The sequence below is a fragment of the Streptomyces alfalfae genome, from assembly GCF_004127445.1.
Taxonomy (GTDB): domain Bacteria; phylum Actinomycetota; class Actinomycetes; order Streptomycetales; family Streptomycetaceae; genus Streptomyces; species Streptomyces alfalfae.
The window spans coordinates 111352-126232 of sequence record NZ_QEXM01000049.1 but is presented as its reverse complement, the minus strand read 5'-3'; the positions used below and the strand labels follow the sequence as shown (position 1 = coordinate 126232).

At 72.5% G+C, this 14881-nt stretch carries 9 protein-coding genes; 1 reads left to right on the top strand and 8 read right to left on the bottom strand.

The features are described 5' to 3' along the window. The 8 genes from ispG to DCW30_RS31065 form a co-directional block, all read right to left on the bottom strand. Positions 1-1090 (bottom strand): flavodoxin-dependent (E)-4-hydroxy-3-methylbut-2-enyl-diphosphate synthase (gene ispG, locus DCW30_RS31100; RefSeq protein WP_129299917.1); only part of this gene is annotated, 1090 nt, incomplete at its 3' end. Between the two features lie 241 nt (positions 1091-1331). Continuing rightward, the gene (locus DCW30_RS31095) at positions 1332-2633 is read right to left on the bottom strand and encodes a M50 family metallopeptidase (RefSeq protein ID WP_062769767.1); all 1302 of its coding nucleotides are present in this window, start codon (positions 2631-2633) and stop codon (positions 1332-1334) included. Continuing rightward, positions 2630-3892: a 1-deoxy-D-xylulose-5-phosphate reductoisomerase gene (gene dxr, locus DCW30_RS31090; RefSeq protein ID WP_062769764.1), complete on the bottom strand. Its 1263-nt coding sequence runs from the start codon at positions 3890-3892 to the stop codon at positions 2630-2632. Before dxr ends, DCW30_RS31095 begins: the two co-directional genes overlap by 4 nt. Positions 3893-3988: 96 nt before the next feature. After that, entirely contained in the window at positions 3989-5929 is a 1941-nt protein-coding gene (locus tag DCW30_RS31085) for an acyl-CoA dehydrogenase family protein (protein WP_062769761.1), read from the bottom strand. A 118-nt stretch (positions 5930-6047) separates the two neighbouring features. Further along, a complete protein-coding gene (locus DCW30_RS31080; RefSeq protein WP_076684256.1) occupies positions 6048-6929 on the bottom strand; it encodes an SDR family NAD(P)-dependent oxidoreductase in 882 nt (293 codons plus the stop codon). Positions 6930-7066: 137 nt separating this feature from the next. Then, positions 7067-8512 (bottom strand): aldehyde dehydrogenase family protein, encoded by a 1446-nt coding sequence (locus DCW30_RS31075; RefSeq protein WP_076684257.1) that lies wholly within the window; start codon positions 8510-8512, stop codon positions 7067-7069. A gap of 242 nt (positions 8513-8754) precedes the next feature. Continuing rightward, positions 8755-10461 (bottom strand): PucR family transcriptional regulator, encoded by a 1707-nt coding sequence (locus tag DCW30_RS31070; RefSeq protein ID WP_076684258.1) that lies wholly within the window; start codon positions 10459-10461, stop codon positions 8755-8757. Between the two features lie 148 nt (positions 10462-10609). Then, a complete protein-coding gene (locus tag DCW30_RS31065) occupies positions 10610-12988 on the bottom strand; it encodes an ATP/GTP-binding protein (RefSeq protein ID WP_076684259.1) in 2379 nt (792 codons plus the stop codon). 340 nt (positions 12989-13328) lie between these two features. Between DCW30_RS31065 and gabT the strand changes: the two genes are divergently transcribed. After that, entirely contained in the window at positions 13329-14663 is a 1335-nt protein-coding gene (gene gabT / locus DCW30_RS31060; RefSeq protein ID WP_076684260.1) for a 4-aminobutyrate--2-oxoglutarate transaminase, read from the top strand. The last annotated feature ends 218 nt before the right edge of the window (positions 14664-14881 follow it).

Sequence of the window (14881 nt, the reverse complement as noted above, 5' to 3'; positions counted from 1 at the left end):
TCATCGCCTCGTCGATCAGCGTCTCCACGATCTTCGACTCCGGGACGGTCTTGATGACCTCGCCCTTCACGAAGATCTGCCCCTTGCCGTTGCCCGACGCCACACCGAGGTCGGCCTCGCGGGCCTCGCCGGGGCCGTTCACCACACAGCCCATGACCGCGACCCGCAGCGGGACCTCCATGCCCTCAAGACCCGCCGTGACCTCCTCGGCCAGCTTGTAGACGTCCACCTGGGCCCGCCCGCACGAGGGGCAGGAGACGATCTCCAGGCGGCGCTGGCGCAGGTTCAGCGACTCCAGGATCTGGATGCCGACCTTGATCTCCTCCGCCGGCGGCGCGGAGAGCGAGACGCGGATCGTGTCGCCGATGCCCTCGCTCAGCAGCGCGCCGAAGGCGACCGCCGACTTGATCGTGCCCTGGAAGGCGGGGCCCGCCTCCGTCACGCCCAGGTGGAGGGGGTAGTCGCAGGCCGCCGCCAGCTGGCGGTAGGCGTTCACCATGACGACCGGGTCGTTGTGCTTCACCGAGATCTTGATGTCCCGGAAGTCGTGCTCCTCGAAGAGCGAGGCCTCCCAGAGCGCGGACTCCACCAGCGCCTCCGGGGTCGCCTTGCCGTACTTCTTCAGGAGGCGCGCGTCCAGGGAGCCCGCGTTGACGCCGATCCGGATCGGCGTGCCCGCGTCCTTCGCCGCGCGCGCGATCTCCTTGACCTTGTCGTCGAACTGCTTGATGTTGCCCGGGTTCACGCGCACCGCCGCGCACCCGGCGTCGATCGCCGCAAAGACGTACTTCGGCTGGAAGTGGATGTCGGCGATCACCGGGATCTGCGACTTCCGGGCGATCGTCGCCAGCGCGTCCGCGTCGTCCTGCGTCGGACACGCCACCCGTACGATCTGACAGCCCGAGGCCGTCAGCTCCGCGATCTGCTGCAGCGTCGCACCGATGTCCGACGTCCGCGTCGTCGTCATCGACTGCACCGACACCGGGGCGTCCCCGCCCACGGCCACCGAGCCCACCTGGATCTTGCGGCTGACCCTTCGGTCGGCGAGCTTGGTCGGTACGGACGGGATTCCGAGAGAAACGGCAGTCATCTGGCGTGCATCCCCAAGGTGTGGATCAAGGTCCCGAGATCGGCGGGCTCCAGGCTTCGAGATTACGGCACCCCACCGGCCGCGAGCACACCCCGTCGGTGAGTCCACCCAATAGTGAAGGACCCGACACATGAAGTGCCGGGTCGCCGCAAACTCCTCGTAACCCGAGTGCTCCGGGGGGCCCGAGTGTTCCGGCCCGGCCTTTCCGGACCCACGGACGGGGTCCGGAAAGCCCCGGGCGTCAGGAGATGCGCACGGGATTCACCACGTCCGCGATGAGCACCAGGATCGTGAAGCAGATGAAGATCCCCGCCACCACATAGGCGACCGGCATCAGCTTCGCCACGTCGAAGGGGCCCGGGTCGGGGCGGCGCAGGACCTTCGCCGCGTTGCGGCGCAGGGACTCCCACAGGGCACCCGCGATGTGGCCGCCGTCGAGCGGGAGCAGCGGCAGCATGTTGAACAGGAACAGCGAGAGGTTGAATCCGGCCACCAGGAACAGCATCATCGCGATCTGGTTCTCCGGCGGGATGTCCAGGGTGAACACCTCGCCGCCGACGCGGGCCGCGCCCACCACGCCCATCGGGGAGTCCTGCTTGCGCTCGCCCTCGCCGAAGGCCGCGTTCCACAGGTCGGGGATCTTGGAGGGCAGGGCGATGATCGACTCGACGCCGTTCTCCATCATGTCGCCCATGCGGTGAACGGAGTCGCCGAAGGACTGCTGGACGATGCCGGTGGCGGGGGTGAAGCCGAGGAAGCCGGCGTAGACGTACTTGCCCTCGACGTAGGCGCCCTCGCCGTCGGTCTTGGTGACCTGGTTGCGGATGAGGTTCGCGTGCAGGTCCACGTCCTTGCCGTCGCGCTCGACGGTGATCGTGGCCGGGCCGATGGTCTCGCGGATCCTCGTCTGGAGCGTGGACCAGTCGTCGACGGGCCGCCCCTGGAAGGCGACGATCTTGTCGCCCGCCTTGAGGCCAGCGGCCTTGGCGGGGGCCGCCTTGTCGCCCTTCTCGCACTTGGTGCGGTTCTCGCTCTGCTGGATGACGCAGTCGGAGACCTTGCCGACCTGGGTGGTCTGCGAGCTGATGCCGAACGTCATCATCACGCCGAGGAAGATCACCACGGCGAGGATCAGGTTCATGAAGGGGCCCGCGAACATCACGATCACGCGCTTCCACGGCTTGCGCGTGTAGAACAGGCGGCTCTCGTCACCCGGCTTGAGCTCCTCGAAGGCCGCCGAGCGGGCGTCCTCGATCATGCCGCGCCAGGGGGACGTCGACCGTGCCTCTATCCGGCCGTCGGGGCCGGGCGGGAACATTCCGATCATGCGGATGTAGCCGCCGAGGGGGATGGCCTTGAGGCCGTACTCGGTGTCGCCCTTCTTCCTGGAGAAGAGGGTCGGGCCGAAGCCGACCATGTACTGCGGGACCCGGATGCCGAACATCTTGGCGGTCGACAGGTGCCCCAGTTCGTGCCAGGCGATCGAGAAGAGCAGCCCGATCACGAAGACGACTATCCCGAGGATCATCATCAGTGTCGTCATGCACGGGCCTCCGCCGTCGTCTTCGCCGCCAGTTCGCGTGCCCGGGCGCGCGCCCAGGTCTCCGCCTCGAGGACGTCCGCGACGGTCAGGGCAGTTCCCGGCGCGGCGGCGGGGACGTGTTCCTCCACGGTCCTCGTCACCGTCTCCATGATGCCGTTGAAGGGCAGCTCACCCTTCAGGAAGGCGTCGACGCACTCCTCGTTGGCGGCATTGAACACCGCGGGGGCCGTGCCCGCGAGTTCCCCGACGTGCCGGGCGAGCCCGACCGACGGGAACGCGTCGTTGTCCAGGGGGTGGAACTCCCAGCTCGACGCCTTCGTCCAGTCGAAGGCGGGGGCCGCGTCGGGCACGCGCTCGGGCCAGCCGATGCCGATGGCGATGGGGCCGCGCATGTCGGGCGGGGTGGCCTGGGCGAGGGTGGAGCCGTCGGTGAACTCCACCATGGAGTGCACGTAGGACTGGGGGTGGACGACGACCTCGATGCGGTCGAAGGGGATGTCGTAGAGGAGGTGTGCCTCGATGACCTCCAGGCCCTTGTTGACCAGCGTCGCGGAGTTGACGGTGATGACCGGGCCCATGGCCCAGGTGGGATGGGCGAGCGCGTCCTCGGGGGTGACGTCCGCGAGGTCGGCCTTCGTGCGTCCGCGGAAGGGTCCGCCGGAAGCGGTGACGACGAGTCTTCGCACGTCGGCCCGGGTGCCGGCGGCCAGCGCCTGGAAGAGCGCCGCGTGCTCGGAGTCGACCGGGATGATCTGGCCGGGCTTCGCGACCGCCTTGACCAGGGGGCCGCCGACGATCAGGGATTCCTTGTTGGCGAGGGCGAGGGTGCGGCCCGCCTCCAGGGCGGCCAGCGTCGGCGCGAGGCCGATGGAGCCGGTGATGCCGTTGAGGACCGTGTGGCAGTCGGAGGCGGCGAGCTGCGTGGCGGCGTCCGGTCCGGCCAGGATCTCGGGGAGCGGCTCCCCCGCCTCGTACTGCCCGCGGAGCGCTTCGCGCAGCGCGGGGACGGCGTCCTCGCGGGCGACCGCGACGGTCCGCACCCGCAGCCGGCGTGCCTGCTCGGCGAGGAGGCCGACCCGGCCGCCGGCCGCCGACAGCGCGGTGACGCGGAAGCGGTCGGGGTTGCGCAGCACGAGGTCGATGGCCTGGGTGCCGATCGATCCCGTGGAGCCGAGGATGACGATGTCCCGGGGGTCTTCGCCGGATACCGGGTCGAAGACGAGATGCGGGTCCGCGAGGGGGGATGGGCTGTCGCTCATCCCCCCATTGTGGCCGCAAGACGTCCGCGCCCGGACCTCGCGGGCCCCGATGTGGCGCATGTGGCGCTGCTCGGGGGGTCCGGGCGCGGGGCGTGCTCAGTGGATCGGACGGTGGACGTTGTCCCGTTTCGAGGGGCCCGGGGCGGCCTCGGCGATCCACGGGCCGTCCCCCGAGGGGTCGATGACGCCTGCTTCGAGCCAGGTGTACGTGCCGGACAGGACGCCCTTGACCACCTTGCGGTCCAGGTCGTCGGTGTTGGTCCACAGCCGGGCGAAGAGTTCCTCGACGCGGATGCGGGACTGCCGGCAGAAGGCGTCGGCGAGCTGGTAGGCCTCGCGGCCGTGGTCCTCGGTGGTGCGCAGGAGCTCGGCGCGCACGCAGGCCGCGCTCATGGCGAACAGCTCGGCGCCGATGTCGACGACGCGGCCGAGGAAGCCCTGCTTGGTCTCCATCTTCCCCTGCCAGCGGGACATGGCGTAGAAGGTGGAGCGGGCCAGCTTGCGGGCGCCGCGTTCCACGTAGCGCAGATGGCCGGAGAGGTCCACGTGGCCCTCGGGGTGGAACTCCGCGTAGGAGCGCGGGAGTTGGCCGGGCCCTGCCACCAGTTTCGGCAGCCAGCGGGCGTAGAAGCCGCCGGCCCGCGCGCCCGCCCTGGCCTTGTCGGAGAGTGTCTTGTCGGGGTCGATGAGGTCGCCGGCGACCTTGAGGTGGGCGTCGACGGCCTCGCGGGCGATCAGCAGGTGCATGATCTCCGTGGACCCCTCGAAGATGCGGTTGATGCGCAGGTCGCGCAGGATCTGCTCGGCGGGGACCGCGCGCTCGCCGCGGGCAGCGAGGGACGCGGCGGTCTCGAAGCCGCGTCCGCCGCGGATCTGGACCAGCTCGTCGGCCATCAGGCAGGCCATCTCGGAGCCGTACAGCTTGGCGAGGGCGGCCTCGATGCGGATGTCGTTGCGATCCTCGTCGGCCATCTGCGAGGAGAGGTCGAGCACCGCTTCGAGCGCGAAGGTCGTCGCCGCGATGAAGGAGATCTTCGCGCCGACCGCCTCGTGGAACGCCACGGGCTTGCCCCACTGCTCACGGGCGCCGGACCACTCGCGGGCGATCTTCAGACACCACTTGCCCGCGCCGACGCACATGGCGGGCAGAGAGAGCCTGCCGGTGTTGAGGGTGGTCAGGGCGATCTTCAGGCCCGCGCCCTCGGGGCCGATGCGGTGGGCGGCGGGGACGCGCACCTGGTGGAAGCGGGTCACGCCGTTCTCCAGGCCGCGCAGGCCCATGAAGGCGTTGCGGTTCTCGACGGTGACGCCTTCGGAGGCCGCCTCGACGACGAAGGCCGTGATGCCGCCCTTGTGCCCCTCGGATCTCGGCACGCGCGCCATCACGACGAGCAGGTCGGCGACGACGCCGTTGGTGGTCCACAGCTTCACGCCGTCCAGGACGTAGTGATCGTCGCCGTCGGGCACGGCCGTGGTGGCCAGCCGCGCCGGGTCGGAGCCGACGTCCGGCTCGGTGAGGAGGAACGCCGTGATGTCGGTACGGGCGCAGCGCGGCAGGAAGGTGTCCTTCTGCTCCTGGGTGCCGAAGATCTTCAGCGGCTGCGGTACGCCGATCGACTGATGCGCGGAGAGCAGCGCGCCGATCGCGGGGCTCGCGGAGCCGACGAGCGCGAGGGCCTTGTTGTAGTAGACCTGGGTGAGGCCGAGCCCGCCGTACTTCGTGTCGATCTTCATGCCGAGGGCGCCGAGCTCCTTGAGGCCCTTGACGACCTCGTCGGGGATCCGCGCCTCGCGCTCGATGCGGGCCCCGTCGATCCGCGTCTCGCAGAAGTGGCGGAGCCTGGCGAGGAACTCCTCGCCGCGCCGCGCGTCCTCGTCGGGCGGCATCGGGTGCGGGTGGATCAGGTCGAGCCGGAAGCGGCCGAGGAAGAGTTCCTTGGCGAAGCTGGGCTTGCGCCAGTCCTGCTCGCGGGCGGCCTCGGCGACCTGCCGGGCCTCGCGTTCGCTCACGGACGGCTTTGCGGATGGTGCGGACATGAGGAGCTCACCTCGCCGCGGAGTGGGGCCACGCCGGACCTGGCGGCCCGGCGTCTGCCCGTACGGTTGCCGACTGCGGCCGCGGGAAGGCACCCGCGGTCGCGGTTACTGACTGGTGCTACTGGATCGTTGTTACCCGATTCGTCCCGGTCCCACCAGTCCTCGCGCAGCCATCGCCGCCTCCGTGCGGGTCCAGGAGGCGGTGGGTGAGCTCCATCAGGCGGGTCCGGGCCGCGGTGTCGTACGCCTGCTCGTGCGCGCGGGTGTCGGTGAACCGGTCGAAGTAGCGGCCCGTCGTGCCCGCGACGTCGGGGTCGACGAGCAGCCGCACCGTGGGCCGCACCCCCTCGTCGACGCCTACGGCCGGGGTCAGGCCGTAGGCCCGTACTCCCTCGGTGTCCATGAGGTGGGCGGGGTGCAGGGTGTTCACCGTGACGCCCGTGCCGTCGAGTTCGGCGGCCAGATCGAACGTGGCCATGATCATGGCGAGCTTGCTGCGGCAGTAGGCCCGCAGCCCCTCGTAGCCGTGCTCCAGCATGACGTCGTCGAAGTCGATCGCCTCCTGCCCGATGGAGGCGACGTTGACGACACGGGCGGGCGCGGAGGCGGTGAGCAGGGGCAGCAGACCGCGTACGAGGGCGTAGGGGGCCAGGTGGTTCACCGCGAACCGCAGCTCGTGGCCCTGCCTGCTGAACTCGCGGCGCAGCGGTTCGGCGCCGCCGCCCGCCACGGCGTTGTTGACGAGGCCGTCGAGCCGGGGCTCGGCGGCGCGGACGCGGGCGGCCAGGGAGCGCACCTGGTCCAGGTCGGCGAGGTCGGCGAGGTAGGTGCGGACGGGGGCGTCCGGGGCGGTGTCCCGCACCTCGGCGGCGACGGCGTCGAGGCGGCCCTGGTCGCGGCCGTGCAGGAGGAGGGCGTGGCCGCGCGCGGCGAGGTCGAGGGCGATGCCCCGGCCGAGGCCCTGGGTGGCGCCGGTGATCAGGGTGGTGTGTCTGCTCATGCCGGCCACGATGGCGGCGCGCGGCGGAGGCCGGGTAGAGCGTGCGGAGCCTGGTGTCAGCACCACCAGGCGGGCCGGGCGCACGGCAACGGCCGGAGCCCCCGCACAGTGGGCTCCGGCCGTCGGTCTCGCGGGTCTTACAGCGCGAGGCCCGTGAGGACCATGACGCGCTCGTAGGTGTAGTCGTCCATCGCGAAGCGGACGCCCTCGCGGCCCACGCCGGACTGCTTCACGCCGCCGTACGGCATCTGGTCGGCGCGGTAGGAGGGGGCGTCGCCGATGACCACGCCGCCGACCTCGAGGGCGCGGTGCGCGCGGAAGGCGGTCTGCAGGTCGTGCGTGAAGACGCCCGCCTGGAGGCCGTACTTGGAGTCGTTGACGGCGGCGAACGCCTCGGCCTCGCCGTCCACCTTCTTCAGGGTGAGGACGGGTCCGAAGACCTCTTCGCACGCGATCGTGACGTCGGCCGGCACGTCGGCGAGCACGGTCGGCGCGTACGTGGCGCCGTCGCGCTTGCCGCCGGTGAGCAGCTTGGCGCCCGCCGCGACCGCCTCGTCGACCCAGGACTCCACGCGCTTGGCGGCTTCCTCGTTGACCAGCGGGCCGACCTCGGTCGCCGGGTCCGAGGGGTCGCCGGTGACCTGGGCCTCGACGGCCTTGACGACGCGCGAGACGAGCCCGTCGTACACGGAGGCGTCGGCGATGACGCGCTGCACCGAGATGCAGGACTGGCCGCCCTGGTAGTTGGAGAAGGTCGCGATGCGCGAGGCGGCCCAGTCCAGGTCCTCGTCGGAGGAGAAGTCTCCGAGGACGACCGCGGCGCCGTTTCCGCCCAGCTCCAGGGTGCAGTGCTTGCGCGGCACCGAGTCCATGATCGCGTAGCCGACCTTGTCGGAGCCGGTGAAGGAGATCACGGGCATGCGCTCGTCCTGGACCAGGGCGGGCATCTTGCCGTTGGCCACCGGCAGGATGGACCAGGAGCCGGCGGGCAGCTCGGTCTCGGCGAGCAGTTCGCCGAGGATCAGGCCGGAGAGCGGGGTCGCCGGGGCGGGCTTCAGGATGATCGGCGCGCCGACGGCGATGGCCGGGGCGATCTTGTGCGCGCAGAGGTTCAGCGGGAAGTTGAACGGCGCGATGCCGAGGACGACGCCCTTGGGGAAGCGGCGGGTCAGCGCGAGCCGGCCCTGGCCGCCCGCGTCGGTGTCCAGGCGCTGGGCCTCGCCGCCGTTGAAGCGGCGGGCCTCCTCCGCGGCGAACCGGAAGACGGAGACGGCGCGGCCGACCTCGCCGCGGGCCCACTTGATGGGCTTGCCGTTCTCGGCGGAGATGAGCTGGGCGATCTCCTCCGTACGCTCCACCAGCCTGCGGCTCACGTGGTCCAGGGCGGCGGCGCGGGCGTGGGCCGGGGTCGCGGCGAACTCGTCGCGCACGGCGTACGCGGCGGCCACGGCCTCCTCGACCTGGGCGTCGGTCGGCACGGCGGCCCGGGCGACGAGCCGTCCGTCCCAGGGCGAGTGGACGTCGAGCGTGGTCTCGCCGGTGGTCTGGCGACCGGCGAGCCAGAAGGCGTGGATGGAAGTCATGTGATTCCCGGCCCTTCCGCGGAGGTGTGTCTGGGGTACGTCCTCACCGTAGGGGCAGGGGTCTCACCTGGCGTTTGTCCTACGCGGAGTGCTGGCCGGGGGCCTTGCGCCGCTTTGTACTGCCTGGCGTTTCGTGCCGCCTGGCGTTTCGTGCCGCCTACCGCTGTGCGGCGCGACGGCTTTACCGTCCGCCCGGCGGTTCGCCCGGCAGCGGGGCCTGCCCGTGGGAGCAGTACCCCGCCTCAGTCCTGCGGCATCGACGTCGCCTTCAGGCTGAGCCACAGCTCCATGCGGACGTCCGGGTCGTCCAGGGAGCGGCCGAGGATCTCCTCGACCCTGCGCATGCGGTACCGCAGGGTGTGCCGGTGGACCCCGAGGTCGGCCGCCGCCGCGTCCCACTGGCCGTGCCGGGAGAGCCAGGCCCGCAGCGAGGCGACGAGGTCACCGCGGCCGGTGGCGTCGTGGTCGTGCAGGGCGCGCAGGAGGCCGTCGGCGAAGGCCCGCACCGCGTCGTCCGCGAGCAGCGGCAGGACCGAGCCCGCGGCCAGCTCCTCGTGCTCGACCAGGGCGCGGCCCCGGCGCCGCGCGACGGACAGCGCCTGCTCGGCCTGCTTGTACGCGGTGGCCGCGGCGATCGGCCCGGCGGGCGCGGAGAGCCCCATGACCAGCTCGGCCTCTTCTCCGGACGCCGCGGCCTCGCGCCCCGTGCGGCGCCCGGCCTCCAGCGCCGCCGCGTACTCCGCGCAGGCCCGCGCGCCCGCGCCGCCGTCCACGGTGAGCAGCACGATCCGCTCCCCGTACGGGACGACGAGCAGGGCCTCGCCGGAGCGGGCGGCGGCGGCCTCGACGACGTCGACGAGCGCGGCCAGGGGGTCGCCGCCCGCGGACGAGGCGTCGGTCAGCACCGCGCGGGCCGCGGCCTCGCCCGGCGCGGCGGCGTCCTGCGTGGCCTCGTCGCCCCGGGCCCTGGCGCCCCCGTCGGCGCCGGCCCGCACCCGCGCGGCCGAGGCGGACGCCACGTCGGCGACGACGAGCCGGAACGGCGCGTCGAGCAGCCCGCCGTAGAGGTCCCCCGCGACCGTGCGCGCGTGGTCGGGCTCCCCCGCGAGCAGCATCCGCAGCACGGCCGCGCCGATCCGCTGTTCGGCGGCGTGCAGCGACCGGGAGCGTTCCGTGGTCAGGGTGAGCAGGGCGATGGCGGAGTGCACCGCGTACCGCTCGGCGGTGCCAAGGGTGGACGCCGTGCCGACGGCGAGCGCGGCGCGCGGCCTGCGCCCGGTCCCCAGCGAGTGCAGCTCCACGCGGTCCTCGGCGCCCCCGACGACCGAGCTGGCGGGTGCCGGCCGCTCCCGGAGGCGTTCGACGTCGGCGGTGAGGCGGGCGGCCCTGCGGGAGGCCCACTCCGGTGCGGTGGCGACGACGGCGCCCGAGGCGTCGTACAGCGCGGCCCAGCCGTCGACCTGTCCGGCGAGGGCGAGCAGCAGGCCTTCGGGGCCGTCGCTCAGCGCCTGCTTGGTCAGTTCGCGCTGGGCGGCGAAGCCCGCGGTGACCGCCTTGTACTGCTCGGCGGCGATGGCGGCGGACACGGCCTTGCTGATGGCGAGGAACGGCGTGCGGCGCGGCACCTCGATGAGCGGCAGGTCCGCCTCGGTGGCCGCGTCGAGCAGGGCCTTGGGGATGTCGGGGTAGTGCACGCCGACGGCGAAGCCGAGGCCGACGACGCCTGCTCCGGCGAGCCGCTGCACGTAGCGCCGCATGGCCGCCGGGTCCTCGGCGTCCAGTTTGAGCGCCGTGATCAGGAGCAGTTCGCCGCCCTCCATGTAGGGCACGGGGTCGGCGAGCTCGCTGGCGTGCGCCCAGCGCACGGGGGTGTCCAGGCGCTCCTCGCCGGCGCGCACGGTCAGTTTGAGCGCGGAGTGGTGGACGAGCGAGGCGAGCGTGGGCGGCATGGGACCTTCACGTCTGCGGCGATGTGGATCTTTTGGCCGGTCCGTATGAACGACCTGTGTCGATTCTGCCTCACCGTACGGTACGGACGCACCGCCGGTCCGCGTCATCGTTCGTCCCGCCGAACACGCCATCCGGTGTTGTCCGGAACTACCCCCGCAGGTCGACGAGGAGCGGCGGCGCGTGCTCCCCGTGGACGGTGGTCAGCGAGAGCACGGCGTGGCCGGGGGGCAGGGAGTGGGCGAGGTCGGAGGCGGACCAGCGTTCGCGTTCGACCTTGCGGACGGTGACGGCGTCGGTCGTCACGGCCTTGCCGGTGACCAGCTTGCGCAGCGAGTGCAGGGCCCGGGTCATCGGCTGGTCGGCGAAGACGGTGTGCTGGGCGACCTCCTTGGTCTCGATCCACTCGGTGCCCCACGCCTCGGTGAACCGCCGCCCGTCCCAGGTCGTCACCCCGGAGAACGCCATGCGGCAGCCGACCGCCGCGTACAGCGGCCCCTGGAGCGGCTCGGGCACCTCGCCGATGGTGCGCAGGCCGAGCACGACGCCCGCGTTCAGGGACCGCAGCCGCTGGATGGCGCGCACGCTCTCCGCGGTGATGGTGCGGGCGGCGTCGTCGAGGACCAGGCAGGCGAAGTGCGGCCGTCGTGCGCGGCCGCGCACGACGTACCCGAACTGGGCGAGGAGCAGCCGCGCGAGCAGCCGCGAGGCCTCTTCGTGGCCGTGCTCGGGCAGGTCGACGCGGACCCGGAGCGGGTGGTGGACGACGGCCCGCATCGAGAAGGGGCGCCCTTCGCCGCCGGGGTCGAAGAAGTCGGCGAAGGCAGGCCGGTCGAGCAGGGCGAGGCGGTCGGCGAGGGCGGGCCCCGGGTCGTTCGGGGTGTGGGACTGGCGGATACGGGCGTCCAGTTCGCGGCGCATGGCGGAGTGCTCGCCCGCGGTGAGGCCCGCCTGGAGTGCGGCGAGCCCGGCGGGGTCGCCGTCGAGCAGTTCGCGCAGCACGGGGACGGAGGGGAAGCGGCCGTGCAGGGCGCGGTAGGGGCCGAGGAGCTGGGCGAGGGCGGTGGCGGCGCGCTGGGTGCCGACGGCGTCGAGGTCGCCGACCAGGCCCTCGGCGAGGAAGGCGGCCGCCTCGTCGGCGTCGGCGCAGTCCGCGTACAGGTCGATGTCGTGCACGGACGTGGGGTCGCCGGGCTTGACCACCACGTCGTAGGAGTCGTCGCCGCCGAGGTCGGCGCCCGCGGCGCAGACCGCGACGACCGCGCACCGCCCCGTGAGCGCCCCGAGGGCGAGCGACTCGGTGACGGGCCGCATCAGCCTGCCGGTCTTGCCCGCGCCGGGCGGGCCGACGGCGAGCAGGGAGGTGCCGAGCACGGCCGGTTCGAGGGCGGCGTGGGCGTTGCGCACCGCGTACGGATTGCGCTCGTCCTTCGCGAAGCGGCCGATCCTGACCTGGCCCACGAGGAGGTCGTGCGTGGCGGTGCGCACGGGCAGGTCGCGCTGGCCCGAGGGGTGCGTCCAGGCCGCGGCGCCGTCGCGGGCGACCGTGTCGACGAAGCCCGCGAGCGCGGCCGGGTCGGCGGCGGCCGAGCGCCAGGCGTGGAACACACGGGCGCAGTCGACGTCGTTCATGCGTCCGCCGAGCAGTTCGGCGGAGAGCAGGTCGGCGGCCTTGTCGTGGCCCGCCGCGCGCAGCTCGGGCCAGTGGGCGGGTGCGGGGGCGTCGGCGGGGCGCGGCGGGGGCGGGGCGGATCGCCGGCCGGCCGTGGCGCCGTCACGGATCGCCTGCCACCAGCCGCCGATGTGGACGAAGGGCCACAGCACGGCGATGGTGATGGCCGCGTACAGGAGGCCGGTGATCACGGGCGAGGTGAAGACGTCGAGGCCGGCGACGAGGGCGACCAGGGAGAAGACGGGGTCGGCCACGGGCAGCGGGCGCCAGTCGAGGCCGAGGAAGCTCGGCCAGACGAAGAGCAGGGTGCCGACGGACCCGAGGGAGGCGATGACGGCGCGGGCGGGCTGCGGGCGCCGCATCACGTAGTGGCGGATCGCGTCGGGCCAGGCGCCGAGCCGCCCGACGGTGTAGACGAGGATGCCGAAGACGAAGCCGTGGTAGACGATCTTGGCCTCCTCGCCCTGCCACTTCTTGGGCTGCATGCTGCCCGTCCAGTACCACTCCCCCGGCGTGAACAGCCTCAGCGGGGCCCACTGGTAGGGGATGGCGCCCTGCTGCCAAGCCGACCAGAACAGCAGTCCGAGCAGCGTGGAGATGACCAGTCCCACGATGCGCCGCCGGTCGCCGCCCTCGGTGTCCGGCTCGGGCTCCGGGGGCCGGTAGCCCTTGCGCCAGATGCCCGGCGAGGCCTTGGGGCGCGGGTCCGCGAGCCACTCCGCCACGGCGGCGGAGCGCTCGGCTCCGGGCGGCTGCCTCGGTGCCGGCGGGGCGGTGGGGGCGGCGGGCGGCGCCGTGAGCGGCACCGGTGCGGCCCGCCGCCCGTCGCGTGCCCCGTGAGTGCCCTCGGTGTCCATGGCCCTTGCCCCCTGACCTGCCGGTCCGTCCGTCGATCCGGGCTCAATCTAGTGCCCGTCCGGGGGGAGTTCACCGATACGCGCCCGGTCCGCGCGGACCCCCGCCCACCGGTATGTGTCCAAGTCGGACAACGGCCCGGCACAATCCCACCCCGATGGAGCATGACCGACTCCGCGCACCGCCCCTAATCTGCGAGGAAACCCCCGTAAGAACCCCTCGCGGGACCAGAGAACCCCGCGCGGGACCCCGCGTGGGGTCAAAGAACCCCCGTGGGACCAGGCGAAAACCGGATCAGCCGCCGGCGGCAGCCGTCCAACCCCCCAGAACCAGGAGCCCCGCATGAGCGAGATCCCGCAGGAGCGTCGCGTCGTCACCGCCATCCCCGGCCCGAAGTCGCAGGAGCTGCAGGCCCGCCGTACCGCCGTGGTCGCCGGCGGCGTGGGCTCCGTGCTGCCCGTCTTCGCGGCCCGCGCGGGTGGCGGCGTCATCGAGGACGTCGACGGCAACCGTCTGATCGACTTCGGCTCCGGCATCGCCGTGACGTCCGTCGGCGCCTCCGCCGAGGCCGTGGTCCGCCGGGCCTCCGCCCAGCTCGCCGACTTCACGCACACCTGTTTCATGGTCACGCCGTACGAGGGGTACGTGGCCGTCGCCGAGGCGCTCGCCGAGCTGACGCCGGGCGACCACGAGAAGAAGTCGGCGCTGTTCAACTCCGGCGCCGAGGCCGTCGAGAACGCCGTCAAGATCGCCCGTGCGTACACCAAGCGCCAGGCCGTCGTCGTCTTCGACCACGGCTACCACGGCCGCACGAACCTCACGATGGCGCTGACCGCCAAGAACATGCCGTACAAGCACGGCTTCGGCCCGTTCGCCCCCGAGGTCTACCGCGTCCCCGTCGCCTACGGCTACCGCTGGCCGACCGGCGCCGAGAACGCCGGCCCCGAGGCCGCCAAGCAGGCCATCGACCAGATCAGCAAGCAGGTCGGCGCAGAGAACGTCGCCGCGATCATCATCGAGCCGGTGCTCGGCGAGGGCGGCTTCATCGAGCCCGCGAAGGGCTTCCTGCCCGAGATCGTGAAGTACGCGAACGACAACGGCATCGTCTTCGTCGCCGACGAGATCCAGTCCGGCTTCTGCCGCACCGGCCAGTGGTTCGCCTGCGAGGACGAGGGCATCGTCCCCGACCTGATCACCACGGCCAAGGGCATCGCGGGCGGCCTGCCGCTCGCCGCCGTCACGGGCCGCGCCGAGATCATGGACGCCGCGCACTCCGGCGGCCTCGGCGGCACCTACGGCGGCAACCCGGTCGCCTGCGCCGGTGCGCTCGGCGCCATCGAGACGATGAAGGAGCTCGACCTCAACGCCCGGGCGAAGGCGATCGAGTCGACGATGAAGGCCCGGCTCACCGCGATGGCCGAGAAGTTCGACATCATCGGCGACGTCCGGGGCCGCGGCGCGATGATCGCCATCGAGCTGGTCAAGGACCGCGCGACCAAGGAGCCGAACCCCGAGGCGACCGCCGCCCTGGCCAAGGCCTGCCACGCCGAGGGCCTGCTCGTCCTGACCTGCGGCACGTACGGCAACGTCCTGCGCTTCCTGCCGCCGCTGGTCATCGGGGAGGACCTCCTGAACGAGGGCCTGGACATCATCGAGGGCGCCTTCGCCCGCGTCTGATCCAGCCACCGGACGAGGCCCGTACGCACGCCCGTACGGGCCTCGCCCATGTCCACGAGCCCGCGCCGGAACCCCCGGCCGGGCCCCCGCCACCCCCTCGCACATGCTCTGACGTGTACGGACACCCCCTCCGAGGACTCCGCCGATGGCACCGTGGCGACAGACCGCCGTCGGGGCGTGTGAAGAAGGTGTGCGGGCCCCATGGCTCTTGGCCGATG

Excerpts from the sequence above, each read along its gene's own strand:
- DCW30_RS31065 (WP_076684259.1), bottom strand. The coding sequence starts at position 12,988 with ATGGACACCGAGGGCACTCACGGGGCACGCGACGGGCGGCGGGCCGCA.
- DCW30_RS31080 (WP_076684256.1), bottom strand. The coding sequence starts at position 6,929 with ATGAGCAGACACACCACCCTGATCACCGGCGCCACCCAGGGCCTCGGC.
- DCW30_RS31085 (WP_062769761.1), bottom strand. The coding sequence starts at position 5,929 with ATGTCCGCACCATCCGCAAAGCCGTCCGTGAGCGAACGCGAGGCCCGG.
- DCW30_RS31070 (WP_076684258.1), bottom strand. The coding sequence starts at position 10,461 with ATGCCGCCCACGCTCGCCTCGCTCGTCCACCACTCCGCGCTCAAACTG.
- gabT (WP_076684260.1), top strand. The coding sequence starts at position 13,329 with ATGAGCGAGATCCCGCAGGAGCGTCGCGTCGTCACCGCCATCCCCGGC.
- DCW30_RS31075 (WP_076684257.1), bottom strand. The coding sequence starts at position 8,512 with ATGACTTCCATCCACGCCTTCTGGCTCGCCGGTCGCCAGACCACCGGC.
- dxr (WP_062769764.1), bottom strand. The coding sequence starts at position 3,892 with ATGAGCGACAGCCCATCCCCCCTCGCGGACCCGCATCTCGTCTTCGAC.
- DCW30_RS31095 (WP_062769767.1), bottom strand. The coding sequence starts at position 2,633 with ATGACGACACTGATGATGATCCTCGGGATAGTCGTCTTCGTGATCGGG.